This window comes from Ancylobacter amanitiformis (assembly GCF_030814815.1).
In the GTDB taxonomy this organism is placed as follows: Bacteria; Pseudomonadota; Alphaproteobacteria; order Rhizobiales; family Xanthobacteraceae; genus Ancylobacter; species Ancylobacter amanitiformis.
Genome location: NZ_JAUSVR010000002.1, coordinates 276,406 through 302,830 on the forward strand (window position 1 = coordinate 276,406; position 26,425 = coordinate 302,830).

The 26,425-nt window shown below is 69.1% G+C and carries 21 protein-coding genes and 1 tRNA gene; 10 read left to right on the forward strand and 12 right to left on the reverse strand.

Annotated features, from left to right (window positions below):
* The first annotated feature begins 63 nt into the window (after positions 1 to 63).
* Positions 64 to 1,173: a polyamine ABC transporter substrate-binding protein gene (locus QOZ99_RS04355; protein ID WP_306888724.1), complete on the forward strand. Its 1,110-nt coding sequence runs from the start codon at positions 64 to 66 to the stop codon at positions 1,171 to 1,173.
* Positions 1,174 to 1,270: 97 nt separating this feature from the next.
* Here QOZ99_RS04355 and QOZ99_RS04360 read toward each other — a convergent pair whose 3' ends face one another.
* The 7 genes from QOZ99_RS04360 to QOZ99_RS04390 form a co-directional block, all read right to left on the reverse strand.
* Complete coding sequence (locus QOZ99_RS04360; protein ID WP_306888725.1) at positions 1,271 to 2,194, reverse strand: lipid A biosynthesis lauroyl acyltransferase; 924 nt, start codon at positions 2,192 to 2,194, stop codon at positions 1,271 to 1,273.
* A gap of 37 nt (positions 2,195 to 2,231) precedes the next feature.
* Positions 2,232 to 3,254 (reverse strand): zinc-binding dehydrogenase, encoded by a 1,023-nt coding sequence (locus QOZ99_RS04365; RefSeq protein ID WP_183188257.1) that lies wholly within the window; start codon positions 3,252 to 3,254, stop codon positions 2,232 to 2,234.
* Between the two features lie 105 nt (positions 3,255 to 3,359).
* Positions 3,360 to 4,118: an SDR family NAD(P)-dependent oxidoreductase gene (locus QOZ99_RS04370; protein WP_306888726.1), complete on the reverse strand. Its 759-nt coding sequence runs from the start codon at positions 4,116 to 4,118 to the stop codon at positions 3,360 to 3,362.
* 117 nt (positions 4,119 to 4,235) lie between these two features.
* Entirely contained in the window at positions 4,236 to 5,516 is a 1,281-nt protein-coding gene (locus tag QOZ99_RS04375) for a beta-ketoacyl-ACP synthase (RefSeq protein WP_306888727.1), read from the reverse strand.
* A 39-nt stretch (positions 5,517 to 5,555) separates the two neighbouring features.
* Positions 5,556 to 6,740: a beta-ketoacyl-ACP synthase gene (locus QOZ99_RS04380; protein WP_306888728.1), complete on the reverse strand. Its 1,185-nt coding sequence runs from the start codon at positions 6,738 to 6,740 to the stop codon at positions 5,556 to 5,558.
* Entirely contained in the window at positions 6,733 to 7,233 is a 501-nt protein-coding gene (locus tag QOZ99_RS04385; RefSeq protein WP_183188261.1) for a 3-hydroxyacyl-ACP dehydratase FabZ family protein, read from the reverse strand. The genes QOZ99_RS04380 and QOZ99_RS04385 overlap by 8 nt, the downstream gene beginning before the upstream one ends.
* A gap of 35 nt (positions 7,234 to 7,268) precedes the next feature.
* On the reverse strand, positions 7,269 to 7,550 hold the full coding sequence (locus QOZ99_RS04390) for an acyl carrier protein (RefSeq protein WP_183188262.1): 282 nt from the start codon (positions 7,548 to 7,550) through the stop codon (positions 7,269 to 7,271).
* Between the two features lie 272 nt (positions 7,551 to 7,822).
* Here QOZ99_RS04390 and QOZ99_RS04395 point away from each other — a divergent pair, with 272 nt between their 5' ends.
* Together QOZ99_RS04395 and pbpC are read left to right on the forward strand one after the other, a co-directional pair.
* Complete coding sequence (locus QOZ99_RS04395; RefSeq protein ID WP_306888731.1) at positions 7,823 to 13,153, forward strand: alpha-2-macroglobulin family protein; 5,331 nt, start codon at positions 7,823 to 7,825, stop codon at positions 13,151 to 13,153.
* A gap of 78 nt (positions 13,154 to 13,231) precedes the next feature.
* The gene (gene pbpC, locus QOZ99_RS04400) at positions 13,232 to 15,292 is read left to right on the forward strand and encodes a penicillin-binding protein 1C (protein WP_370876797.1); all 2,061 of its coding nucleotides are present in this window, start codon (positions 13,232 to 13,234) and stop codon (positions 15,290 to 15,292) included.
* On the opposite strand, the gene QOZ99_RS04405 is transcribed toward pbpC, so the two are convergent.
* Positions 15,279 to 15,485, reverse strand: coding sequence for a DUF1127 domain-containing protein (locus tag QOZ99_RS04405; RefSeq protein ID WP_306888734.1), 207 nt, complete (start codon positions 15,483 to 15,485; stop codon positions 15,279 to 15,281). The genes pbpC and QOZ99_RS04405 overlap by 14 nt on opposite strands.
* 607 nt (positions 15,486 to 16,092) lie before the next feature.
* Here QOZ99_RS04405 and QOZ99_RS04410 point away from each other — a divergent pair.
* Positions 16,093 to 16,166: transfer RNA gene (locus tag QOZ99_RS04410), tRNA-Gln, on the forward strand.
* 302 nt (positions 16,167 to 16,468) lie between these two features.
* On the opposite strand, the gene QOZ99_RS04415 is transcribed toward QOZ99_RS04410, so the two are convergent.
* Positions 16,469 to 16,717, reverse strand: coding sequence for a hypothetical protein (locus tag QOZ99_RS04415; RefSeq protein ID WP_183188265.1), 249 nt, complete (start codon positions 16,715 to 16,717; stop codon positions 16,469 to 16,471).
* A 34-nt stretch (positions 16,718 to 16,751) separates the two neighbouring features.
* On the opposite strand from QOZ99_RS04415, the gene kdpF reads away from it, so the two are divergent.
* The 6 genes from kdpF to QOZ99_RS04445 all read left to right on the forward strand — a co-directional run bounded on the left by kdpF (position 16,752) and on the right by QOZ99_RS04445 (position 25,071).
* A complete protein-coding gene (gene kdpF, locus QOZ99_RS04420) occupies positions 16,752 to 17,132 on the forward strand; it encodes a K(+)-transporting ATPase subunit F (RefSeq protein ID WP_306888736.1) in 381 nt (126 codons plus the stop codon).
* 64 nt (positions 17,133 to 17,196) lie between these two features.
* Positions 17,197 to 18,906, forward strand: a complete 1,710-nt coding sequence (kdpA, locus tag QOZ99_RS04425) for a potassium-transporting ATPase subunit KdpA (protein WP_306888737.1) — start codon at positions 17,197 to 17,199, stop codon at positions 18,904 to 18,906.
* A gap of 24 nt (positions 18,907 to 18,930) precedes the next feature.
* Positions 18,931 to 21,042, forward strand: a complete 2,112-nt coding sequence (gene kdpB / locus QOZ99_RS04430; protein ID WP_306888738.1) for a potassium-transporting ATPase subunit KdpB — start codon at positions 18,931 to 18,933, stop codon at positions 21,040 to 21,042.
* A 22-nt stretch (positions 21,043 to 21,064) separates the two neighbouring features.
* Positions 21,065 to 21,646, forward strand: coding sequence for a potassium-transporting ATPase subunit KdpC (gene kdpC, locus QOZ99_RS04435; protein ID WP_306888980.1), 582 nt, complete (start codon positions 21,065 to 21,067; stop codon positions 21,644 to 21,646).
* A 42-nt stretch (positions 21,647 to 21,688) separates the two neighbouring features.
* Positions 21,689 to 24,391, forward strand: a complete 2,703-nt coding sequence (locus QOZ99_RS04440; protein ID WP_306888739.1) for a DUF4118 domain-containing protein — start codon at positions 21,689 to 21,691, stop codon at positions 24,389 to 24,391.
* On the forward strand, positions 24,388 to 25,071 hold the full coding sequence (locus QOZ99_RS04445; protein ID WP_306888740.1) for a response regulator: 684 nt from the start codon (positions 24,388 to 24,390) through the stop codon (positions 25,069 to 25,071). Before QOZ99_RS04440 ends, QOZ99_RS04445 begins: the two co-directional genes overlap by 4 nt.
* On the opposite strand, the gene QOZ99_RS04450 is transcribed toward QOZ99_RS04445, so the two are convergent.
* The 3 genes from QOZ99_RS04450 to QOZ99_RS04460 are packed head-to-tail and all read right to left on the reverse strand — an operon-like array spanning position 25,053 to position 26,420.
* Positions 25,053 to 25,250: a hypothetical protein gene (locus QOZ99_RS04450; protein WP_306888741.1), complete on the reverse strand. Its 198-nt coding sequence runs from the start codon at positions 25,248 to 25,250 to the stop codon at positions 25,053 to 25,055. The genes QOZ99_RS04445 and QOZ99_RS04450 overlap by 19 nt on opposite strands.
* Positions 25,247 to 26,164 (reverse strand): dihydrodipicolinate synthase family protein, encoded by a 918-nt coding sequence (locus tag QOZ99_RS04455; protein WP_306888742.1) that lies wholly within the window; start codon positions 26,162 to 26,164, stop codon positions 25,247 to 25,249. Before QOZ99_RS04455 ends, QOZ99_RS04450 begins: the two co-directional genes overlap by 4 nt.
* A 10-nt stretch (positions 26,165 to 26,174) precedes the next feature.
* Positions 26,175 to 26,420, reverse strand: a complete 246-nt coding sequence (locus QOZ99_RS04460; RefSeq protein WP_306888743.1) for a hypothetical protein — start codon at positions 26,418 to 26,420, stop codon at positions 26,175 to 26,177.
* Positions 26,421 to 26,425: the final 5 nt, after the last annotated feature.

The window sequence follows — 26,425 nt, forward strand, 5'->3', positions numbered from 1 at the left end:
TGCACTATGGGGTCTCACGGGGCGCTCGCGTCAAAAACCCTCAACTCTTCCAAGGAGAACAGGATGTCTCGCCTGCTCACGACAATTGCGGCCGGTCTGCTGGCGGCGCTGGCAATCGCGCCGGCGTCCGCGCAGGACAAGGTCGTGAACGTCTATAACTGGTCCGACTATATCGACGAGTCGGTGCTGGAAGCGTTCACCAAGGAAACCGGCATCAAGGTTCGCTACGACGTCTTCGATTCCAACGAGGTGCTGGAAACCAAGCTGCTCGGCGGCAAGACAGGCTATGATGTCGTCGTCCCCACCGGCTCCTTCCTGCAGCGCCAGATCCAGGCCGGCGTCTTCCTGCCGCTCGACAAGGCCAAGCTGTCGAACATCACCTCCCAGTGGCCGGTCATCTCCGAGCGCCTCGCGGTCTACGACCCCGGCAACAAGTTCGCCGTCAACTACATGTGGGGCACGACCGGCATCGGCATCAATGTCGACAAGGTCAAGGAGCGCCTCGGCGACATACCGCTCGACACCTGGGACATCATCTTCAAGCCGGAGATCCTCGGCAAGCTGAAGGATTGCGGCGTCTACATGCTGGACGGGCCGGAGGAGATCATCCCCACCGCGCTGCGCTATCTCGGCAAGGATCCGAATTCCAAGGAGCCCGCCGACATCCAGGAAGCCGGCAAGCTGCTCGCCACGATCCGCCCCTTCGTGAAGAAGTTCGATTCGTCGGGCTATATCAACGCGCTGGCCGGCGGTGACATCTGCATTGCCACCGGCTGGTCCGGCGACATTTTCCAGGCGAAGGCCCGCGCCGAGGAAGCCGCCGAAAAGACCGGCAAGCCGCCGGTCAAGATCGAGTACATCCTCCCCAAGGAGGGCGCGCTCATGTGGTTCGACAACTTCGCCATTCCGAAGGACGCGCCCCACCCGGACGCGGCGCTGGCCTTCATCAATTTCATGATGAAGCCCGAGATCGCGGCGAAGAACTCCAACTATATCTCCTATGCCAGCGGCAGCCTCGGCGCCCAGCAGTTCATCGACAAGGCCATCCTCGACAACCCGGCGATCTACCCGACGCCGGAAACGCTGGCCAAGCTGTTCACCGTCACCACCTATCCGCAGAAGGTGCAGCGCGTCGTCACCCGCACCTGGAGCGACTTCAAGCGCGGCAAATAGGCCCGGTCGCCCGCGCCGATGACATGAAAAAGGCGCCCGGTGGTCCCGGGCGCCTTTTGCGTGTCGAACGGATCACCGGAGTGTCGGAGCGGTGCCTTCAGTATCCCGCGCCGAGATGGCGCCAGCGGCGGTAGAACCACGTCCATTGCTCGGGATGTTCGCGAATCCAGCCCTCGACCACCGAGGTGATCATCTGCATCGAGCCGTTGACGTCGATCTTACCGCCCGTGTCGCGCGGCAGGTCGAGCGGCGGCGTGCACTGGATGCGGAAGCGCCCGCCCGGCAGGCGGATGACCCGCACGCCATGCACCGGGCACTCATAGAGCCGCGCCAGCCGGGCGATGGTCGGGTTCACCGGGCAGGGGTGGCCGAAGAAATCCACCATCGGCCCGCCGGGCCGCGACTGGTCCACCAGAATGCCGAGATGCTTGCCCTGGTCCAGCACGGTGGCGAGTTCGAACACCGCGACATGCGAGGCCGCGACGAGGTTGCCCATCACCTTGCTGCGTGCCGCGAACAGCAGGTCGGCGAGGAAGGTATTGTCCGGCGCGCGGAACAGCACGGCACTGTCCAGCCCCTGCGCGGCGGCGGCGATGGCGGGCAGTTCCCAATTGGCGAGATGGGCGGTGAATACCAGCGCCGGCTTGCCGTCGATCCGCATGGCGACGAAGTTCGAGCCGCCGGCGACCTCGATCCGGCTCTTTGCCGGCTCCCACATGTTGTATTGCCAGATGCGATCGAGATGGACGAACTCGCCCGCCATGCGGCCGAGATTGTCCCACATGCCGATGGCGATCGCCTCGCGCTCGGCGTCGCTCTTCTCGGGATAGGCGAGGCGCAGATTGCGCAGCGCCGCCTTGTGCACGCGGGTGTGCCGGCCGATGGCGCGGGCCCAGAAACTGCCGACCCAGGCGGAAAACTGCGGCGGCTGCAGGCGCAGCAGACGCATGATCGTCCACACGCCCGCCGATAGAAGGCCGTCGCGCAGCCGCGTCGGCCAGGGCGGGGTGTGCTCGTTCAAGGATGTCATTCCGTGGGGATTGGGCGGTGGTCGGATATCAGAACGTGATGACCACCTTGCCGAACACGCGGCGGGTTTCCAGCCGCTCCAGACCGGCGCCGAAATCCTCCAGCGGGTACTGCGAATCGATCACCGGCAGCACGCCGCGCTCCATGCGCGTCAGCCCGTCGGCAATCGCGCGGATGGGCGCGCCGAACGAGCCGATGAGGCGATACTGGCGCTGGAACAGCTGCATGAGGTTCATGTTCACCGACACGCCCGAGGTCGAGCCGCAGGTGACCAGACGCCCGCCGCGCCGCATGGACAGCAGCGAGCCGTTCCAGGTCTCGACGCCGACATGCTCGAACACGACGTCGACGCCCTTCTTCTTGGTGATCTTGCGCACTTCGTGCTCGAAGCGGTCGGTGCGGTAGTTGATGGCGTGGTCGGCGCCGAGCGCCAGCGCCTTGGCGCATTTCTCGTCATCGCCCGCGGTGGTGATGACCGTGCAGCCGATTTCCTTGGCCATGCGGATCGCCACCGTGCCGATGCCCGATCCGGCCGCGTGCACGAGGATGGTTTCGCCCGGCTCCAGCTTGGCATTGTCGAACAGCATGTGCTCGACAGTGGAGAACGTGACCGGCGCGGTCGCGGCGTCCACCCAGGAAATCCCCTCCGGGATCGGCACGCACAGGCGATCCTTGATGTTGAGCCTGTCGCGGGCGAAGCCGTCGACATGGAAGCCCATCACGCCCGCGACTTCCTCACAGAGATTGTCGCGGCCGGATTTGCACATGCGGCACTGGCCGCAGGTCAGCGCGCCATACATGGCGACCTTGGAGCCCGGCTTGAAGCGCGTCACGCCCTCGCCGGTGGCGATCACTTCGCCGACCGCCTCGGCGCCGACGACCAGCGGCATCTTGCGCTTGGCGAAAGCCATGCCGCGCCAGCCCCACACGTCGATATGATTCAGGGCGAGGGCCTTGATGCTGACCTGCACCTCGCCGGGGGCCGGGGCATCCGGCTCGGGCAGGTCGACCAGGGTCAGTTCGCGGTCGGATACCAGTTGAAGCGCGCGCATGGACAACTCCGGGACATCATCGGCTGCGGCCGACCCCCAATCAAAACGTGGAGGCGGGGATGAAAGCGGCGAGGCCGCGTGAAAAGACGAGCGTGATTAACGAACTCAACGCTGAATGGCTAGTGCGGCGGTAAGCCCGCCGTCGACCGGCAGCGTCGTGCCGGTGATATAGGACGCGCCGGGGGAGGCGAGAAAGGCAACGAGGGCGCCGACATCGGCCGGAGCGGCGAAACGCCCGGCCGGGATCTGCTTCTCGACATTGGCGCGGTAGGCGGCATAGGGCGCCAGCATCGCCGTGTCGACGAAGCCGGGGGCGACCACGTTCACCGTCACGCCGCGGCGGGCGGATTCGATGGCCAGCGTGCGGCAATAGCCCGCCAGGGCCGCCTTGGAGCCGGCATAGATGGCGTTGCCGGCATTGGCGACTTCCGCCGCGATCGAGCCGATCGCGATGATCCGGCCGGTGCGGGCCCGGGTCATCGGCCGCACCAGCGCGCCGACCAGCTTGACGAAGGACCAGTAATTGACCTGCATCAGCTGCTCGGCCTTGGCCTGGTCGACCATGACGGCCAGCGTGTCATAGCTCATGCCGGCATTGTGGACGAAGCCGTAATAGGTGGGCTCCTCCGCCAGCTGGGCGGCGAACGTCTCCACCGCCGCCTTGTCGGCGAGGTCGAGCGAACGCGCTTCGAGCACCGCGTCGGGCTTCTCGGCGTGGATGTCCGCGATCAGCGCCTCGGCTTCCGCCGAGGCCGTGCGGACGGTGAACACCACATCGAAGCCGGCGAGCGCCAGCGACCGCACGATCGCCGCGCCAACCCCGCGGCCGCCGCCGGTTACGAGAACACGCTGGGTCATCGACATGGACCTTTCCGGATCTCTTCACGAGGGCGCCGCGCGGGAAGGTGCTTGGCGACATGGAACACGAGGGCCGGGAGGATCCCGGCCCGTCTCAGATTGCCGTCGACGAACGCAGACGCCTCAGGCCGGCTCGCCGGTGAGCAGCAGGCACACATTCTGCCCGCCGAAACCGAACGAGTTGGACATGACCCGGTTCACCTGGGTGTCGCGGGCGACATTGGGCACCACGTCGAGCGGGATGGCCGGGTCCGGGATTTCATAGTTGATGGTCGGCGGAATACGACCATTGCGGATGGTGAGCAGCGAGATCACCGCTTCGATGGCCGCGGCAGCGGTCAGCGTATGGCCGATCATCGACTTGTTGGAGGACAGCGGAATGCTGCCGATCCGCTCGCCGAACACCGCGCTCATGCCGGTGAACTCCATGCGGTCGTTCTCCGGCGTCGAGGTGCCGTGGGCGTTGATGTAGTCGATGTCGTCGGCTGTCACGCCGGCATCGGTCAGGGCGGCGCGCATGCAGCCGATCACCGGCTTGGCATCCGGCGAGGAGCGGGTACGGTGGAAGCTGTCGGCCATCTCGCCCACGCCTTCCAGCACGCCGATGATCTCGGCGCCGCGCGCCATCGCGTGTTCCAGGCTCTCCAGCACCAGGGCGCCGGCGCCCTCGGCGATGATGAAGCCGTCGCGGTTCTTGGAGAAGGGGCGCGATGCCGCTTCGGGGTTCTCGTTATTGGTCGAGAGCGCGGAGAGCAGCGAGAAGCGGATGAGCGCCTCGGCCGTCACCGAGCCGTCGGTGGCGATGGACAGCGCCGCCTCGCAATCGCCCCGCCGGATCGCCTCGATGCCGAGCTGGATCGAGGTATTGCCCGACGCGCAGGCCGTCGACAGCGAGATCGGCTGCCCGCGCGTGCCGAACTTGTCGGCCAGGTGGTCGGCGATCGAGCCGTAGAGGAAGCGCTCGTGCCACGCCTCGTGCGTGCCGGCCTCGGCCGCGCGCAGCAGGTCGTCATAGGTGATCGGGCCGTTGGCGGCCGATTCCTGGGCGAGCACGCGGCGCTGCGGCCACTCGATCTCGATCGGCGGCACCGCGCAGAATAGCGGCCCGGGGAAGTTGCCCTTCGAGCCGATGCCCGATTCCGCGATGGCCTCGGCCGCCGCGAGAGAGGCCAGTTCCTCGGAGAGATCGGGCGCTGAACGCCCGCTCTCGGCGAGGAAATCCACCGTGCCGGCAATGGTGGTGCGCAGCCCGTCAATCGGAAAGCGGGTGATGCGGTGGATGCCGGACTTGCCGGCGATCAGTTTCGCCCAATTGTCCTGCTTGCCCTGACCGAGCGATGTCACCATCCCCGCGCCGGTGACAACGACAATCGGACGGCCTGCCTTGTCGGTATAGGAAGCCATTATCTGCTCCTCGGGAGCGGTACGCTCCCGCCTTTTGGGTCAGTCGACGCGCTCAACCAGAGCCACGCCTTCCCCCCGCCAATGCCCCACTCCGGTAACGATGGCGCGCGTCAGCGTGCCATCGAAAGCTTCTTCCAGCGTCTCGCCTTCCAGCGGCGCGAACAGCTTTCCCTTGGAGACCGCCAGTGCCGCGAGCGCCAGGGCGACGGGCATCTGCGCTTCCAGGCTGTGGCCGACGCGGTCGGTCACGGAGCGAACCGGCAGGCCGGCCCGGCTGATGGCCGCCACCTCGGCGGAGGTCGGTTCGGGAGCGCCGCAGGCCGCGGAGAGGATCGCGGTGCCCTCGCTCACATCGCCCTTCGCCGTGCGGATCATCTCGTCGACGAGCGCCTCGATGGCGCCGGGCTCGCCGCGCTTGGCACGCTCGGACCAGACGCCCGAGAGCTTGGCGATCGGCTTGGCGCCGCGCGCCATGGCGTGCTCGGGCGATTCCAGCACCAGGAACGCCCCGGCCGAGCCGGTCGGCACGCCCTTGGGGTCCACCAGAACCGGAGCCCAGGGGGCGTGCAGGGCGACGCTCTTCAGCGCGAACAGCAGCAGCATGTCGCGCCGCTCGGCATTGTAGGCGCCACCCACGAGGGCGATTTCACTGGTACCCGCCGCAATGCGCGACCAGCCGATGCGGACCGCGTCGGTACCCGAACTCTCTTCGCCCATGAAGGTGCGGGAGGAACCGGTAACGCCGTGCACGATCGAGATGTTGCCCGCCAGCAGGTTGGACAGCTGGGCGAGGAACAGCGTCGGCCGCAGGTTGGACTGCAGCTGCTCGCTGAGGAAGACCTCGGGATTGGGCTGCTTCTCGATATCGGTGAGGATGGCGCCATCGACCGTCTGGTCGCGCTCGCCACCGCCCGCCGCGACAACCATGTCGGTGGTCGCGAGAATTTCCTTGTTGCCCTTCAGGCCTGCCGAATCCAGCGCAAGTCCGGCCGCATAGGTGCCGATGCGCTGCCACGGCTCCATCTGCCGCTGGTCGCCGCGCTTGGGGATCTGCTGGTCGAAGTCGATCTTCGCCAGCGGATGCAGAACGTAGGGCGCATACGTGGTCTCGTCCACCGCCGGCTTGGCCGGGGTGGCGAGCGCAGTCCAATGAGCTTCCAGACCTTCACCGAGCGAAGAAACAAGCCCGATGCCGGTAATCCAGACGTCGCGACGGTCAGACATGCGATAGATTTCCCGAGGACGCCGGCGCTGCTGCCTCGCCCATCGGCATGCCGATGCGTTCGGCGGTCGACAGCAGATAGCCACGCAGTTCCGGCGCCGGGAACGGCATGGTCTTTAGCGTGATGTCAGCGTTGCAGACGAGCTTGCCGTCGACCCGCCCTTCGGCCTTCAGCCGGCCATAGCCGGAGCCGTCATGCTCCAGGCGCGCATCGACCACGATGACCTGGCCCGGCGTCACGAAGGTGCGCAACTTGCCCTTGTCGACCGAGGCAAGAAACGCCATGCGATCGTAATTGTGCAGGCGCAGCAACAACATGCCGCAGCTTTGAGCCATGATCTCGAAGAGCAGGACGCCCGGAAGCAGGGGATGTCCGGGGAAATGACCCTCGAAAATGGGACTCTCCTCGGGAACCGTATTTGCGGTTTTCAAGGTGCGGGCGTCGAGATCGAGCGCCAGCACCTTGTCGATCATCTGAAAATATTCGAGCCGCATTGCTGCGCTCTGCCCCCCCGGTATTATTTCAGTCGTCAGGCGGTCTTGGCGGCAATCAGCTCGTCAATACGCGCGCACAGGTTCTTGAGCACGAAATACTGCTCGGTCGTCGCCTTGCCTTCGTTCACTTCCTGCGTCCAGCTCTCGAGCGGAAGCTTGATGCCGAAAGCCTTGTCGATCGCGAAGGCGATATCCAGGAAATCCAGGCTGTCGATGCCAAGATCATCGATCGCGTGGCTTTCTTCGGTGATGTTCTCGCGCGGAATATCGCACGTTTCGGCAATGATGTTGGCGACGGCATCGAACGTTGTCGACATGAAATGCCTCTGGTATCGGCGGCCGGCCCGGCCACGGTTGAATTGGAAATCCTCCGCGGCTCCCGCGCCGGCAGGCTCGCAATGGATGAGGGCCGGTATACCTAAGCATGGTGAGCTATTCAATGCCGGGGGAATCGCAATCCTCGGCTGTGTGGCAAAAGTGCCGCGACTTCGCCACGATGAAGCCAGCTTTCCGTGCGTCATGACTAGGTGTGGGAATCCGCCTTATTATGGCGGCGCCGGTCCTTCCGGTCGTTCTCGAGGTAGGTGCCATGGTCGCGTCAACCGCTGCCCGTCATTCGGGTTTCCCGCGTCTTCTGAGGGGGTTGGCAGCGGCACTGTTCCTCGTGGCGCTGTCCGCCGCGCCGGGCGGGGCGCAGACGCCGAGCCCGCCCGCCAGGCCGCAGGCGAAGCCGGCGGCAGCGACCCCCGCGCCCGCCGAGCCGGCCCTGCCGAAGACCTTCGCGCGGCCGGATCTGGTCGAGTCGGCGCGCCGGTTGCAGGCGCTCATCGACCGGGACCGCGCGCCCCTCGCCAAGCCCGCCGGCCAGCTGCGCAAGGATGCCGATGCGGCGCTCGCCGCGGGCGATGCGCGCTCCGCCGCCGACCTCTACGGCAAGCTGGTGCGCGCCGGCGCCGGGGATGCGGGGGCGTGGCTGCGTCTGTCGCGGGCGCTGGCGCGCATCAAGCCCAATGACAATGAGAGCGAGGACACGTTCCTGGAGCGGGCGCAGGGCGCGGCCTTCCTCGCCTACCGCAGCGCGGCGACGCGCACGGCCCAGGCGGATGCGCTGTTCGCCATCGGCCATCTCTATGATCAGCGCTCGCTCTGGCGCGCGGCGCTGGACACGCTGGCGCTCGCGCTCACCTATGCCAATGTGCCGGAGCAGCGCGTCTTCTACGACAAGCTGCGCGCCGAGCGCGGCTTCCGCATGCTGGACTACACCGTCGATTCGGACGCGTCCAACCCGCGCATCTGCGTGCAGTTCTCCGAGCCGCTGGCGAAGGGCGGGGTTGATTTCGCCGCCTTCGCCGGCCTGAGCGGCCCCGGCGGCGCGGTCGACAAGCCGGCGGTGACGGTGGACGACAGCCAGCTCTGCATCGAGGGGCTGAAGCACGGCGAGAGTTACGAGGTGCGGCTCAAGCAGGGCTTGCCGTCGGCCATCGCGGCGGAGACTCTGCCGGAGAGCGCCGATCTCACCATCTATGTCCGCGACCGCAAGCCCGGCGTGCGCTTCACCGGCCGCACCTACGTGCTGCCGCGCACCGGCCCGCGCGGCATCCCGGTCGTGTCGGTGAACACCTCGCGGGTAGGGGTAGAACTGTACCGAATCGGCGATCGCAGCCTTATCCCGACGGCGCTCGATGGCGATTTTCGCCGCGATCTCGGCGGCTATGATCTGGAGAAGCTGAAGAGCGGCCGGGCCGAACTCGTGTTCAAGGGCGAGCTGGAAACCGCGTCGACGCTCAATGCGGATGTCACCACATCCTTCCCGGTCGACGAGGCGGCCGGCATGCTGGCGCCCGGCGTCTATGTGCTGGCCGCCCGGCCCGCGGGCGAGGCGGCAAATCCCGATGATGAATGGGGCGCGCGCGCGACGCAGTGGTTCGTGGTGTCCGATCTCGGGCTCACCGCGCTGTCGGGCTCGACCGGGCTGACGGTGATGGTGCGCGCGCTCGGCTCCGCGCAGCCGCTCGCCGATGTGGAACTGCGGCTGCTCGCCAAGTCCAACGAAGTCCTGGCGAGCCTGCGTACCGATGCCTCCGGTTCGGTGACTTTCGACGCCGGGCTGACGCGCGGCAAGGACGGCTTCGCGCCTGCCGCGATCGTGGCGAAGGCGGGGGATGGCGACTATGCCTTCCTCTCGCTGCAGGAACAGGCCTTCGACCTGACCGACCGCGGCGTCGGCGGGCGCGCGACACCCGAGAAGCTCGACGCCTTCGTGACCACCGAGCGCGGCGTCTACCGCTCGGGCGAGGAGGTGCATGTCACCGCGCTGCTGCGCGATCCGCAGGTGCGGGCCGTCGAGGGGGTGCCGCTGACGCTCATTCTCAAGCGCCCCGATGGCGTGGAGGAGCGCCGCGTGCTGGCGCCGGATGCCGGCGGCGGCGGCCGCGCCATCGCCTTCCCCCTGCTGGGCGACGCGATGACCGGCGTGTGGCGCGTGGAGGCCTATGTCGATCCGCGCGGGGCGCCGGTGGGTTTCACCACCTTCCTGCTGGAGGACTATGTGCCCGAGCGCCTCGCGCTCGACCTTTCGACCACGGCGACCACCATCGCCCCGAACGTGCCGGTCCGCGTGGCGGCAGCCGGGCGCTGGCTGTTCGGCCCGCCCGCCGCCGGGCTCGACATCACGGGCGAGGTCGAGCTGCGCATCGCCACCGCCCGCCCCGGCCTGCCGGGCTGGAAGTTCGGCAGGCCCGATGACGGCTTCACGGCCGAGCGCCAGCCGCTGGCCGAAGCGCCCGTGACCGACGCGCAGGGCCAGGCGAACCTCGCCGTGCTGCTGCCGGGCCTCGCTCCCACCGCGCGGCCGCTGGAAGCGGAAATCTTCGTCAGTCTCAACGAGGGCGGCGGCCGGGCCGTGCGCCGCTCGCTGGTGCTGCCGGTGACGCCGGCCGGTACCGGCATCGGCGTCAAGCCGCTCTTCGCCGGCAACGGGCCGGGCGAGAATGGCAGCGCCGGCTTCGAGGTGCAGGCCTTTGATGCCGCCGGCACGCCCGTGGCGCTCGCGGGTGCGCAATGGGCGCTCTATCGCATCGAGACGCGCTATCAATGGTATCGCCTCGGCGGCGATTGGGATTTCGAGCCGGTCGAAAGCGTGGCCAAGGTGGCCGATGGCCGGCTGGAACTGGGCACGGGCGCGCCGGCCCGGCTCGACGTGCCGGTCGCGTGGGGGCGCTACCGGCTGGAGGTGAGCGACGGCAAGTTGACGACGGCCGTTCCGTTCCAGGCCGGATGGGGCGGCGGCGCCACGGCCGATGCGCCCGACCGGCTTGAGGTGAGCCTCGACAAGGCGCAATACGCCGCCGGCGAGACGCTGAAGGTCAACCTCGCCAGCCGTTATGCCGGCTCGGCCACCGTGCTGATCGTCGGCGATGGCGTGTTCGCCTCGAAGACGCTCGACGTGAAGGCCGGCGACAGCGCGGTGGAGTTCCCGGTCGAGGCGGCCTGGGGGCCCGGTGCCTATGCGCTGGCCTTCCTGCACCGGCCGCTGGATGTCGCCGCCGGCCGCAATCCCGGCCGCGCCATCGGCCTCGCCTGGTTCGGCGTTGACCATGCCGAACGGGTGCTCGACGTGACGCTCGACGCGCCCGCGCGGGTGCGGCCGGAGACGACGCTGTCCGTCCCGGTCACGGTGGCGGGCACCGGACGGGGGAGCGAGGTCTATGTGACGCTCGCCCTCGTCGATGTCGGCATTCTGAACCTCACCGCCTTCAAGGCGCCGGACCCGGACGGCTTCTATCTAGGCCAGCGCGCGCTGGGCACCGAGGTGCGCGATTTCTACGGCCAGCTTATCGACGGCATGCTGGGCTCGCGCGGGCGCCTGCGCTCGGGCGGCGACATGATGGCGGCCGAGCTGCAGGCCGAGCCGCCGTCACAGCCCCCGCTCGCGCTGTTCTCCGGCCTCGTGAGGCTCGATGCGCAGGGGCGGGGCACGATCGACTTCGCCATTCCCCCGTTCGATGGCACCGGCCGGCTGATGGCGGTGGCGTGGTCGTCCGGCGCGGTCGGCCATGCGCAGGCGGACGTCACCATCCGCGATCCCGTGGTGATCACCGCCACGCTGCCGCGCTTCCTCGCCATGGGCGATCGCTCGACGCTCAATCTGGCGCTGGCCAATGTCGATGGCGAGGCGGGCGACTATGCGCTGGATGTCGTCACCAACGGGCCGGTGGCCATTGCCAGCGCGCCGAAGCTCATCCCGCTCGACACGGGCGGCCGGCAGGCCTTCAATCTTCAGGTCGAGGGCAACGGCCTCGGCGAGGCGACGATCTCGGTGCGGCTGTCCGGCCCGGGTGGGCTGGCGATCACGCGCGACTACCGGCTGAACGTGCGCCCCGCCTATCCCGCGATCTCCCGGCGCAGCGTGGAGAGTCTCGCGCCGGGCGCCGCGATCACGCTGAGCCACGATCTCGTGGCCGATCTGGTGCCGGGGCGGGGCGGGGTGACGGTGTTCGCCGGCCCCGATCCCGCGCTCGACGTGCCGGCGCTGATCGGCGCGCTCGATCGCTATCCCTTCGCCTGCTCGGAGCAACTCACCAGCCAGGCGCTGCCGCTGCTTTACCTCAGTGATTTCGGCAATGCCTCGCGCTTCCGCCTCACAAAGCCGGCGGCGGAGACGATCGCCGCCGCCATCGCCCGGCTGGTGGCACGGCAGGGGTCGGACGGGTCGTTCGGCCTGTGGCAGGCCGGTGGCAATGATCTGTGGCTCGACGCCTATGTCACCGACTTCCTGACCCGTGCGCGCGAAAAGGGCCATGTCGTGCCCGAGCAGCCCTTCACCATGGCGCTCGACCGGCTGCGCAATGCGCTGGCCTACGCCACCGACGGGGCGACCGACGACGGCAACGCCTATGCCATCTATGTGCTGGCCCGCAACGGCCGCGCCCCGCTCGGCGACCTGCGCTATGTCGCGGACGCCAAGCTGGAGGAGGTGCGGAGCGCCTTCGCGCGCGGCCAGCTCGGTGCCGCACTTGCCATGCTGGGCGACAAGGGGCGGGCGGAAAAGGTGTTCGGCGCGGCGCTGGAACTGCTGCCGGATGCGTCGGAGACGCTGACCACCGGCCGCCCGGATTTCGGCTCGATCCTGCGCGACGCGGCGGGGGTGGCGACGCTCGCCTCCGAGGCCGGCTTCACAGCCACGGCCCGCACGGCGCGGGCGCGCGTGGCGACCGCCGCCATCGATGCCGGCCCGACCTCGACCCAGGAGGACGCGTGGCTGCTGCTGGCCGCCCGGGCCGCGCGGGAGGGACGCGGCATCGCGCTCGATGTCGACGGGGTGGCGCAGACCGGCATCTATGAGCGCGCGCTCACCCCGCAGGAACTGGCGGAAAAGCCGGTCGTCATCACCAATCGCGGCACCGCTCCGCTGGATGTGGCGGTCTCGATCGACGGCCCGCCGGTGAGCCCCGAGCCGGCGGCGGCGAACGGCTTCGCGCTCACGCGTCGCTATTTCACGCTGGACGGCAAGCCGGCGGAGCCTGCCAGCGTGGCGCAGAACCAGCGGCTCGTCGTGGTTCTGGAGGCGCAGGAGGATGAGGCCGGGCCGAGCCATGTGCTGCTGGTGGATCATCTGCCGGCCGGCTTCGAGATCGACAATCCGGCGCTCGCGGTGGGCTCCGATGCCGGCGCGCTGGCCTGGCTAGGCGAGACCAGCGAGGCCGCCCATGCCGAATTCCGCGACGCCTTCTTCGCCGCCGCCTTCGACCTGACGCAGGGCGAGGAGGAGCCCCGGCAGCTGCGCGTCGCCTATATCGTTCGGGCCGTCTCTCCCGGCAGTTACGCCCATCCGCCGGCGACGGTGGAAGACATGTATCGCCCCGGCCGGTTCGCCCGCACCGCGGCTGGCCGTGTTCAGGTGACGGGGCCGGCGCGATGACGGGGTTGACCGGGTGAGGGGAGTGGCGCGGTGAAGCGTGCCCTCGCGCGAATCGCGGGGCTTGCGCTGCTGGCGCTGATGCTGCTGGCCGGCGGCATGGTCGCCTGGCTCGCCGGCCTGCGTGCCGCCGCCCCGCCGATCCCTCACATCGCCACCTCGGTGGAAGTGCTCGACCGCGAGGGACGGCTGCTGCGCCCCTTCGCGCTGGAGGATGGCCGCTGGCGGTTGCGCACGGGCACCGGCGATGTCGACCGGCGCTATATCGCGATGCTGCTCGCCTATGAGGACAGGCGGTTCTATTCCCATGGCGGGGTCGATCCGCTGGCCCTGCTGCGCGCCGCCGGCCAGATGCTGGCGCGCGGGCGCATCATTTCCGGCGGTTCGACGCTCACCATGCAGGTGGCGCGGCTGCTGGAGCCGCGCGGCGAGCGGAGCCTCAAGGCCAAATGGCGGGAGATTCGCCGCGCCTTGCAGTTGGAATCGCAATTGTCCAAGCGCGAGATTCTCGGCCTCTATCTCACCCTCGCGCCCTTTGGCGGCAATATCGAGGGTGCGCGGGCGGCCAGCCTCGCCTATTTCGGCAAGGAGCCCCGCCGTCTCTCGCTGGCGGAAGTGGCCCTGCTCGTCGCGCTGCCGCAGGCGCCCGAGAGCCGGCGGCCGGACCGGCATCCCGCGCGCGCCGCGCGCGGCCGAGACGGCGTGCTGGCCCGGCTCCACGGCCGCGCGCTGTTCAGCCCCGCCGAGGCCGAATTCGCCCTGCGCACGCCCGTGCCGGTCCGCCGCCTCGCCCTGCCGATGCGCGCCGTGCATGCCGCCGAGCGGGCGCGGGCCGAGCGGCCGAGCGCGGGCGCGCACCGGCTCGCCATCGACGGGGTGGCGCAGGCCCGGCTCGAGGATCTGGCCCGCGAGCGCGTGCGCACGCTGGGGGCGGGCATGTCGCTCGCCTTCGTGATGGTGGAGAATGCGACCGGCGAAGTGCTGGCGCGCGTGAGCGGGGCGGACCCGCTGGATGCCGGCCGGGCCGGCGCGGTGGACCTGACCCGCGCCATACGCTCACCCGGCTCGACGCTGAAGCCCTTCATCTACGGCCTCGCCTTCGAGGATGGAATCGCCCATCCCGAGACGCTGATCGACGATCGGCCGATCCGCTTCGGAGCCTATCGCCCGCGCAATTTCGATCGCGACTATCAGGGCACGGTGCCGGTACGGCAGGCGCTGCAATTGTCGCTGAACGTGCCGGCGGTGGTGCTGCTGCAGGCGGTGGGCCCGCAGCGTCTCGCCAGCCGGCTGGGGGAGGCGGGCTTCGCCCTGCACCTGCCGCCGGGCGAGGTGCCCGGGCTGGCGGTGGGGCTCGGCGGGGTCGGCATGAGCCTTGATGCGCTGGCCGGGCTCTATGCCGGCATCGCCAATGGCGGCATGGCCCACGCGCTGCGCGAGCGGCTCGACGGATCAGCGATGGAGGAGCGGCTGGCCCAGCGCCTCATGAGCCCGGTGGCCGCCGGGTATCTGGCGCAGGCGCTCATCGGCACGCCGGCGCCGCAGAACGAGCGCGCCGGGCGCATCGCCTTCAAGACCGGCACGTCCTATGGCTATCGCGATGCCTGGGCGGTGGGCTTTGATGGACGGCGCACCCTTGCCGTCTGGGTGGGCCGACCGGATGGCCAGCCGGTGCCGGGCATGATCGGCCGCGAGGCTGCTGCGCCGCTTCTGTTCGACGCCTTCGCGCGGCTGGTCTCGAAACCCGCGCCGCTGGGCGCCGCGCCGCGCGAGGCTCTGGGCGTGCGCAATGGCGAGTTGCCGCCGCCGCTCCGCCATTTCGGCCGCAGCATGGGGCAGGCGACGGCCAGCGGTGCGCCGCGAATCGCCTTCCCGCCGGATGGCGCCAGCCTCGATCATATGGCTGGCGAACCGCTGGCGCTGAAGGTGACGGGCGGCACCGGTCGCCTCACCGTGCTGGTGGACGGCATTCCCGCCGGCGTTCCGCTTCCCGGCCGGGCCTTCTTCTGGCAACCGGTCGGGACAGGCTTCGTGCGCCTGACGGTCATGGATGCCGCTGGCGCGGCCGACAGCGTCACGGTGCGCATTCGCGCGCCGGCCGATTCGCCGGCAGACGCGCGCAGTTTGATCAGCGACCGTTGACCGCGAAACGGGCGATGTCCTCGCGGGCGAGGCCGCGCTTGGCAAGGGCGGCGTCCGACAGGCGCGACAGTCGCTCATAGCGCTGGGCGATGCGGCGGCCTTCGCCAATGGCGTCGAAGAAGGTGACGACGGCTTCGATCGCACGCGAGAAGAAGTCCGGCGAGGTACGGTGGGTCAGCGAAAAGGTGCTCATCTGAGCTCTCCAATCATCTCAGGCATTCTGTATGCCAAGGAATATAGACCGATTGGTGCGCTGCAAAAGATGGCATGCTGCATGACAGCAATGAACATGACGCATGGGTACTTTGGTGGGGAAATTTCCAAAAAGGGTACTATAAGGTGGATAATGTGAGGGTTGAAACGATGGAAGGTATTTAGAAACCATAAATGCCGATTGTTCCATGCGTCGGACGCGCGGATTGGTCGTCGGGCCATGTGTGGAATGGACGGCAGATCGGCTGTCAGCCGATGCCGTCGGCTCGCGTCGGAGCGATCGCGCACCCCGCAGATCCCGGCGCGGCCGCAGCTTCGGCGCTCCCCGCAGAGACAGCCGCCGGGCGTGACCATCACGCGCCGTCGTCGATCGCGCACCGTGCGCAGGCGCATCGCCACATGCCGGGAAGCCGGCGCCGGGCGGGAAACCATCCTTGCCGGGGATGGTGTGCGGTTTGCTCAATATGGGGGTAGACCGCGCCCGCGGGAGAGGCTATAGACCCCGCCACTGCCGCTGCCCCCGGCGCTGACGCGAACCGTCATCGCCGGCCGGCCCCGGAAATAGCCCCGAACCCGGGGCGTTTCGGTGGGGGATAGTTTAACGGTAGAACTGCGGACTCTGACTCCGTTAGTCCTGGTTCGAATCCAGGTCCCCCAGCCACTTCGATAGTTATTGAAAATCAATGACTTAGACATCCGGGCCGTGGCCGGCTGCAGCCATCAGCTGCCCCAGCCCGCGCCTGCCGGCTGCTGGTATCTCCCCCGGACGACGTCTCTCTCGTTCTCCTGCGGCGCCGACGCGCGGCGGCGCCTCGATGTCTCCGGGGCGCGACAAGCCACGCGCCCGACAAGCCAGCCCCGGCAGCTCCTCGGCATACCCGGCCTCGCAGCGCACGCCGCGCTGCCACGATCGCCTCGCAGCGTCATCCCGCGAGCCGGCCGCCGGCGGTGTCGCTACGGTCGTCAGGCGGGCTCCAGGATACCGTCGGGCACCTGGCCGAACGAGGCGATGAGCACGGGTGGGTCGGCATCGCCGCTCTCCGGCTCGACATCGGTGGAGAACGCGATGGCGCCCAGCTTCACCAGACTCATGCGTTCGGCAATGCGCTCGGCATCGGCGGCATTGCGCACTTCCATCGGCTGGCCGGCCCGTATCGAGCCGCGCTTGCCGGCCACGAAGGGCTGGACGACGTAGAAGGTCTTCTTCGCCATGAGTGTCTCCTGAACTATGCCACTCTGGCGCCTCGTGGCTGAACAAATCAAGAACAATCGCTGCGTTCGCGCGTTTCCGCGGCCAACTCATCGGGGCGATGGCGGCGCGGCCGGGGCTCGGGCCCATATCCCGGCGCCGCGGCTTTATGCGTCCTTTATGCCGGCCTGCCGCATTCCGGATCGAACGCTTATCGCGGGAGGCCTAGAGCATCCGCCAGCTCAACAAGAGGAGCTGGATCATGCTCGATATTGTCTATCTGGCGATCGCCATTGGTTTCTTCGTGCTGATGGCCGCCTATGCGCGCGCCGTTTCAAAGGGGTAGGGCCGATGTTCGATCTCCTGCTCGGCGCCGCTGTCGCCCTGTCGCTCGCCGCCTATCTCGTTGCCGCATTGCTGCGGCCCGAGACGTTCTGACGCGCCGGCGCTTCCCCGGAAAACGCTTCTCCCGATCAAGACATATCTGCCGAAAGGCATTCCAATGACCGTTCTCGGCTGGCTCCAGATAGCCATCGTCCTCGCGCTCGTCGTCGCCGCGGCCGTGCCGCTCGGCGCGTATATGGCGCGTGTCTATGCCGGCGAGCCAACATTGCTCTCGTCGCTGCTCGGCCCGGTCGAGCGGGGCCTGTATCGCCTCGCCGGCGTCGACCCCAGCCGCGAGCAGGGCGCGCTCGCCTATACGCTCGGCATGCTCGCCTTCAATGCGGCCGGCGTCGTTCTGCTCTATGCGATCCTGCGGCTGCAGGGGCTGCTGCCCTATAACCCGCTGGGCTTTGCCGGCGTCTCGCCGGACCTTGCCTTCAACACGGCGGTGAGCTTCGTCTCCAACACCAACTGGCAGGCCTATGGCGGCGAGACCACCATGAGCCTGTTCAGCCAGATGGCCGGGCTCACGGTGCAGAACTTCCTCTCCGCCGCCACCGGCATCGCGCTCGCCGTGGCGCTGGTGCGCGCCTTTGCCCGCTCCAACGCCGCCGGCGTCGGCAATTTCTTCGTCGATATGACGCGCTCGGTGCTTTACGTGCTGCTGCCGCTGGCGATTGTCACCGCGCTCATCCAGGTGGGAATGGGCGTGCCGCAGACGCTGACGCCCACTGTCACCGCCGCTACGCTCGAGGGCGCGCAGCAGACCATCGCCATGGGGCCGGTGGCCACGCAGATGGCGATCAAGCAGATCGGCACCAATGGCGGCGGCTTCTTCAACGTCAATGCCGCGCATCCGTTCGAAAACCCGACGGCGCTCTCCAATGCGCTGGAAATCTGGCAGATGCTGGTGGTCTCCACCGCGCTGGTCTTCGCCTTCGGCCGGCTCATCGGCGACCGGCGGCAGGCGCGCGCGCTTCTCGCCGCCATTGCCGTCATCCTCATTGCCGGCATCGCCGTCACCTATTGGGCGGAATCGGCCGGCACGCCCTCGCTGCTGGCCGCCGGCCTAGATCCCGCGGGCGGCAACATGGAAGGCAAGGAGGTGCGCTTCGGCGTCGCCGCCTCGTCCTTCTTCGCCGCCGTCACCACCGGCCTGTCGGATGGCGCGGTCAATTCCATGCACGGCTCGTTCACGCCGATCGGCGGACTGATGCCGATGTTCCTGATCCAGCTGGGCGAGATCCTGCCGGGCGGCAACGGCTCGGGGCTTTACGGGCTGCTGGTGATGGCGATCATCGCCGTGTTCGTCGCCGGCCTCATGGTGGGCCGCACGCCGGAATATCTCGGCAAGAAGATCGAGGTCACGGAGGTGAAGATGGCGATCCTCGCCGTGCTGATCCTGCCCGCCGCGATCCTCGGCTTCTCCGCGATCGCCGCCGTGCTGCCGGATGCGCTTGCCGGCCTCGGCAATGCCGGCCCGCACGGCCTGTCCGAGATCCTCTATGCCTATTCCTCGGCGGCGGGGAATAACGGCTCGGCCTTTGGCGGGCTCTCGGCAAACTCGCCGTGGTGGAACACCACGCTCGGCATCGCCATGCTGCTCGGCCGCTTCGCCTATATCGTGCCGATGATGGCGATTGCCGGCTCGCTCGCCGCCAAGACCCGGCTGTCGGCCTCGTCGGGCACCTTCCCCACGCACGGCCTGCTGTTCGTCGGCCTGCTCGTCGGCGTCATCCTCATCCTCGGCGGTCTCCAGTTCTTCCCCGCTCTCGCCCTCGGCCCGATCGCCGAACAGGTGCAGATGCTGGCCGGCAAGACGTTCTGACCCCCGCCGTTTCGGAGATAGTCCATGTCCACCAAATCCCATCCGGGCGGGTCGTCTGCGGGCGGTTCCTCCGCGGGCAGTTCCACAGCGGGAACCGGCTCCGCCTTCGCCTCGCCCGAACTGATCGGGCGGGCGGTGCGCGATGCCTTCGTGAAGCTCAACCCGGTGGCGCTGATGCGCAACCCGGTGATCTTCGTCACCGAGGTGGTCGCCGCGCTCGTCACCGTGCTGTTCGCGCGGGACCTGCTGGCCGGCAATCCGCTCGCCTTCACCGGCCAGATCATGGCCTGGCTGTGGTTCACCGTGCTGTTCGCCAATTTCGCCGAGGCGATCGCCGAGGGGCGGGGGCGCGCGCAGGCGGATTCCCTGCGCAAGGCCCGCACCGACACGGTCGCCAAGCGGCTGCGCGATCCCGCCGCGCGCGGCATCCATGAGCGTGTTTCCGCGCTCGACCTCAAGCTCGGCGACCACGTATTGGTCGAGGCGGGCGACCTCATCCCCGGCGACGGCGAGATCATTCTGGGCATCGCCTCGGTCAACGAGGCGGCGATCACCGGCGAATCCGCGCCTGTCATCCGCGAGAGCGGCGGCGACCGCTCGGCCGTCACCGGCGGCACCACCGTCATCTCCGACTGGCTGGTCGTGCGCATCACCGCCGCTCCCGGCTCCTCCTTCCTCGATCGCATGATCGCGCTGGTGGAAGGCGCCGAGCGGCAGAAGACGCCCAATGAGATGGCGCTCTCGGTGCTGCTGGTCGGCATGACGCTGATCTTCCTCATCGCCGTGGTCTCGCTGGCCGGCCTCGGGCGCTATTCGGCGGCGGACGTGCCGGTGCCGATCCTGGTCGCGCTGCTGGTCACGCTCATCCCCACAACGATCGGCGGCCTGCTCTCGGCCATCGGCATCGCGGGCATGGACCGGCTGATCCGCCACAACGTGCTGGCCATGTCCGGGCGCGCGGTGGAGGCGGCGGGCGATGTCGACACGCTGCTGCTCGACAAGACCGGCACCATCACCTTCGGCAACCGCATGGCGTCGGAGATCATCGCCGTGCCCGGCATCAACGAGCACGAGGCGGCGCTGATCGCGGTGCAGGCGAGCCTGGCCGACGAGACGGCGGAGGGCCGCTCGATCCTCGCGCTGGCGCGGGAGAAATACGGCATCACCCCCGAGATGGCGGCGCTGGAGGGGGCCAGTTTCGTCGCCTTCTCGGCGGCGACCCGCCTGTCGGGCGTCGATGTCACGGGGCGCCGCATCCGCAAGGGCGCGGTGGATGCGGTGAAGCGCTTCGTCCACTCGGTCGATCCGCGGGCGTCGACCGGCATCGCCGCCTTCGATGCGGCGGTGGAGCGGATCGCCCGCTCCGGCGGCACGCCGCTCGGCCTCGCCGAGAACGGCCGGCTGCTGGGCGTCATCCACCTCAAGGACGTGGTGAAGCCGGATATCAAGGAGCGCTTCGCGGAACTGCGCCGCATGGGCATCCGCACGGTGATGGTGACGGGCGACAACCCCATTACCGCCGCCGCCATCGCCTCGGAGGCCGGTGTCGACGATTTCATCGCCGAGGCCACCCCGCAGGACAAGCTCGCCTATATCCGCACCGAGCAGCGGCGCGGCCGGCTGGTCGCCATGTGCGGCGACGGCACCAATGACGCCCCCGCGCTGGCCCAGGCCGATGTCGGCGTCGCCATGCAGTCCGGCACGCAGGCCGCCCGCGAGGCCGGCAACATGGTGGACCTGGACAGCGACCCGACCAAGCTCATCGAGATCGTCGGCATCGGCAAGCAGTTGCTGATGACGCGCGGGGCGCTCACCACCTTCTCCATCGCCAACGACGTGGCGAAATATTTCGCCATCATCCCCGCGCTGTTCATCGCCGCCATTCCCGAACTCGGCCTGCTCAACGTCATGGGGCTGCATTCGCCGCAGAGCGCCATTCTCTCGGCGGTGATCTTCAACGCGCTGATCATCATCGCGCTGATCCCGCTCGCCCTGCGCGGCGTGACCTACCGCGCGCAGGAAGCCGGCGCGGTGCTCGCGCGCAATCTGGCCATCTATGGGCTGGGCGGCATCCTGCTGCCCTTCGCCGGCATCAAGCTCATCGACATCGCCATCACGGCGATGGGCCTCGCCTGAGGAGACGACGCACATGACTTCCATGGTGAACCAACTGCGCCCCGCGCTGACGCTGCTCGTCGCCTTCACCCTCATCACCGGGCTGGCCTATCCCTTGGCCATGGTGGAGGTGGCGCAGGCGGTGTTCCCGGCGCAGGCCCGCGGCTCGCTGATCGAGCGCGACGGCAAGGTCGTCGGCTCGGCGCTGATCGGGCAGAACTTCACGCAGGAGCGCTATTTCCACCCGCGCCCCTCGGTGGCCGGCACCGGCTATGACGCCTCGGCCTCCTCCGGCAGCAATCTCGGGCCCACCAGCGCCAAGCTCGCCGAGCGGCTGAGGGCGGATGCCGATGCGCTGCGGGCGGGCGGTTTCTCCGGGCCGCTCCCGGCCGATGCCGTCACCACCTCCGGCAGCGGGCTCGATCCGCACATCTCGCCAGCCTTCGCGCTGGCGCAGGTGCCGCGCGTGGCCAAGGCGCGCGGGCTTGGCGAGGCGCTTGTGCGCTCGCTGGTCGAGGCCCACATAGAGAAACCTCAATTCGGCGTGTTCGGCGATCCGCGTGTCAACGTTCTCCAGCTCAACCTTGCGCTCGATGCATCTGCCCCGGCCACGCCATCGTCCTGAGTGGGAGTTGCCTCGGCGGCGGGCCCTTCGGGGCATCGTCGCATGAGCGCGATGGACCCCACCCGCGCCGACCCCGAGGCCCTGCTGGCCGCCGCCGAGCGGGAGGCGCGCGGCAAGCTGCGCATCTTCCTCGGCGCCGCGCCCGGCGTCGGCAAGACCTATGCGATGCTCTCCGCCGCCCGCGCCGCCAAGGCCGCGGGCGGCGACGTCGTCATCGGCATCGTCGAGACGCATGGAAGGGCGGAGACCGAGGCGCTGGTCGCGGGCATCGAATTGCTGCCGCGCACCAATATTCCCTATCGCGGCCGGCTGGTGCCGGAATTCGACCTCGAGGCCGCGCTGGAGCGCCATCCCGGCCTGCTGCTGGTCGATGAGTATGCCCATTCCAATGTCGAGGGCAGCCGCCATCCCAAGCGCTGGCAGGACGTGCAGGAACTGCTCGCCGCCGGCGTCGACGTGTGGACCACGCTCAACATCCAGCATCTCGACAGCCTGAACGACGTCGTCCAGCGCATCACCGGCGTGCGGGTGCGCGAGACCGTGCCGGACATGGCGCTGAAGAAGGCGGACGAGATCATCCTCGTCGACCTGCCGTCGGACGAACTCATCAAGCGCCTCGCCGACGGCAAGGTCTATGTCGAGGACACCGCGACACGCGCGGTGCAGAGCTTCTTCAAGCCCTCCAACCTCACCGCCCTGCGCGAACTGGCCCTGCGCCAGGTGGCGGCCCGCGTCGACAGCGATCTCGTCGCGCGGATGCAGGGGTCGGCGATTCAGGGCCCGTGGGCGGCCGGCGAGCGCCTGCTCGTCTGCGTCGGGCCCGACATGGCGGCCGAGCGGGTGGTGCGCGAGGCCAAGCGCCTCGCCGACCTGATGGACGCCACATGGTTCGCCGTCACGGTCGAGCGGCCCGGCCATGTGATGGCGACGCGGGACCGGCATCGGCTGGAGGCGGGCATGCGCCTCGCCGAGAATCTCGGGGCGGAGGTGCGCTCGCTGGTCGCCTCCGACGTGCCGGCGGAACTGCTGCGCTTCGCCGGCTTCGAGAACGTGACGCAGATCATTATCGGCAAGGCGCGCCGCTGGAGCCTGCGCGCCTTCCTGCGCGGCTCGCTGGCGGATGCGCTGGTGCGCGCCGCCACCGGCGTCGCCATCCATGTCGTCACCGCCGATCAGCCCGAGCCGGCGGGGCGCGGCCTGCCGCGCCTGCCGCAGGCGGGCCCGCTCGCCGGCTATGTCGTCGCCCCGCTCGGGGTCGGCGCGGCAACGCTGCTCGGTCTGATGCTGACGCGCGTCGTGGCGCTGCCCAACGTCTCGATGCTCTATCTGCTCGCCGTGCTGATGCCGGCGCTGCTCTACGGCGTGTGGCCCGCGATCATCGCCTCGACGCTGTCCTTCCTCGCCTATAATTTCTTCTTCATCGATCCGGTCAACACGTTCACCGTGGCCCGCCCGCACGAATTGCTGGCGCTGCTGACCTTTCTCATCGTCGCGGTGGCGATCTCCGCGCTGGCCGGGCGGTCGCGCGAGCAGGCGCGGCTGGCCGCCCAGCGCATGCGCGCCACGCGCCGGCTCTATGAATTCACCCGCAAGCTCTCCGCCCGGCCGGACAGCGCGTCGGTGGTGGAGGCTGCCGCCATCGAGCTTCACGCCGCGCTGGGCAGCGCCAGCGTCATCCTCACCACGCAGAAGGGCGAACTCGCCATCGCCGCCGCGTGGCCGCCGGAGGACCGGCTCGACACCGCCTCCATGACCGCCGCCAACTGGGCCTTCGACCATGGCGAGCCGGCGGGGGCGGGCACCGGCACGCTGCCGAGCGTGCCGTGGTTCTTTCGCCCGCTCACCGGCGCCAAGGCGGGAACGCCGATCGGCGTGGTGGGTATCGAGCGCACGGCCGGCGTGCCCGCGCTCGACGCCGAGAGCGAGGGCATTCTGGGCACGCTGGCGGAGCAGACCGCCGCGGCGCTGGTGCGCACCCAGCTCTCCGCCGAGGTCACGCAGGCCCGGACCGCGGCGGAAACCGAGCGCGTGCGCAACATTCTGCTGGCCTCGATCAGCCATGATTTCCGCACCCCGCTCGCCTCCATCCTCGGCGCGGCAACCAGCCTGATCGACTATGGCGTCGATATCCCCGCGCCGGCGCGGCGCGACCTCTTGCTGCAGATGCGCGACGAGGCGGAGAATCTCGACCAGATGGTGCGCAACCTGCTCTCCATGACGCGGCTGGAAGCCGGCGCGCTGGACCTTCGCCGGGACTGGATCGACGTGGTGGAGATCATGAACCGGGCCTGCTCGGCCGCCCGCCGGCGCGGCGCGACGCAACGCTTCGTGGTGACGGCGGCGCCCGATCTGCCGCTGCTCAGGGCCGATCCCAGCCTGATGGACCAGGCGCTCGGCAATGTCGTTGGCAATGCGGTGCGCTATGCCGGGCCGCAGGCGCGCATCGGCCTGTCCGCCACGGTGATCGACGGGCAACTGGTCATCGCCGTCACCGATGACGGACCGGGCATCGCGCCCGATGTGCTGCCGCATGTATTCGAGAAATTCGTGCGCGCGGTGCGCCCGGGCGGGGACGGGGGCGACGGCTCCGGCCTTGGCCTCGCCATCACCAAGGGTATTGTGGAGGCCCATGGCGGCACCGTGGCGGCGCGCAGCCCCGCGCCAGGCCAGCGGACCGGCACGCGCATCGCGCTTCGCCTGCCGCTGGAGCCGGCCGCCCCGGCCGAAACGGAGGAGACGCCATGAGCGGCGTGAGTGTCCTTGTCGTGGATGACGAACCCGCCATCCATCGCTTCATGGCGCCTGCGCTGGCGGCCAATGGCTATGAGGCGCTGCGTGCCGACACCGGCACGGAAGCGTTGAGCCTCGTTGTCAACCGGCGGCCCGCCATCGTCATCCTCGACCTCGGCCTGCCGGACATGGACGGCAAGGATGTGATCCGCTCGCTGCGCGGCTGGTCGGAGGTGCCGATCGTCGTGCTCTCCGCGCGCGACCGGGAGATCGAGAAGATCGAGGCGCTGGACCTTGGCGCCGACGATTTCGTCAACAAGCCGTTCAGCATGGGCGAACTGATGGCGCGGCTGCGCGCGGCGCTGCGCCATCGTATGCAGGAAAAGGGCGAGACGCCGATCCTGCGCCTCGGCGATGTCGAGATCGACATTCCCCGCCATCGCGTGCTGCGCGCCGGCGCGGAAGTGAAGCTGACCCCGAAGGAGTTCGAGCTGCTCGCCTTCCTCGCGCGCCATGCCGGCAAGGTGCTCACCCATCGCCACATATTGCGCGAGGTCTGGGGGCCGGCCAACGAGCACGACACGCAATATCTGCGCGTCTATGTCGGGCAGCTCCGCGCCAAGCTGGAGGCCGACCCGGCCAACCCGGCGCTCATCGTCACCGAGCCCGGCGTGGGCTATCGCACCGGCGAGTGAGCCGCGCGCGGGGCTTCCGGCTGCGGCCGCTCGACATGGCTCAGCACCATGGCGAGCACGAAGACGAGGCTGAACATCACCGCCAGCCGCGTCATCAGGACATGGCTCTGCGCATAGCGCGTCGCGGGCCGCCGCGGCGGGCGCCGGCGGGCGTGAGGGGTCGGGAAGATCGACTTCATGGCGTCGGGCTCATTGGCGTCAGGCTCAGGTCCTGCAGCGGCGCGCAGGCCAGCGCCGCGACGGCGACGCGCATGGCGGCGGCGGCGGCGGGCGCCGGCGCGGTCAGCGGCAGGCGGGGGGAGGGGTTGAAGGCCGGATCGAGCAGCGAGACGGCGTATTTGAGACCCGCCGGCTCGGCCTCGAGGTCCAGCGCGTGCTGCAGGATGTCGAGCGGCGCGGCGAGTTCCATCGCCCGCGCGCCGTGCCCCGCCAGCCGCTGGCGCCACAAGGCGATGCATAGCCGGGGCGCGACATTGGCCATGGCGCTCAGGCACGCGCGGGGCGGCCGCAGGTGAGGCGCGAACGGGCTGCGGCAATCGGGGGCGATGCGCCACGGCCGCTCGGCGCAGGCCTCCGCCAGCGCGGTGTGCCGTCCCGTCTCCTCGCCCTCGTCGAGCAGCGCGAAGATGGCAGGGAACGCGCCGAGCCGCTCAAGCGTCGGCGGCGCCAGCGTGATATTCGTGCGGCCGGGCGCGTTGTGCAGGATCAGCGGCATCCGGGTCGCCTGCGCCACCGCCTCGAAATGGGCGAACAGGCCGGCCTGGCCGGGGCGGTTGTAATAGGGTGTCACCACGAGAGCGGCCGAAGCGCCGGCCTTCCGGGCGGCTTGGGTGGCCGTGATGGTGGCGGCGGTCGAGTTGCTGCCGGTCGTCGCGATCACCGGCACCCGGCCCGCAACGGCCTCGACGGCGACCTGCACCAGCCGCGTATTCTCGGCCGGGGCAAGCGTGGGTCCCTCGCCGATGATGCCGCCGGTGACGAGTCCGCCGACGCCGGCCGCGAGCAGCCTCTCGACCTGATAGGCGTAGACATTCTCGTCGACCGTGGCCCCAAGGAAGGGCGTAAGGAGCGGAACGAGGACACCGCTGAGCATGGCGACCCCCTCACAGGGTAAGCAGCAGCGGGCGGCGCACCAGCCGCACGGCCTTGCGCTGGCCGCCGCACTCGCGGCAGGCATAGCGCAGCGCGTCCTCGCGCGAGCGGAACAGGCCGCCACCCAGGCCATGTTCCTCGATGGCCACCCAGTGGCCGAACGGATCCTTGCCGACCGCGAAACGCAGCCGATTGGCGATCGGGGCGATGCCGGCCGCATGTCCGGCAGAAAGATGGTTGGTGGAAATAGGGCTCATGAAGG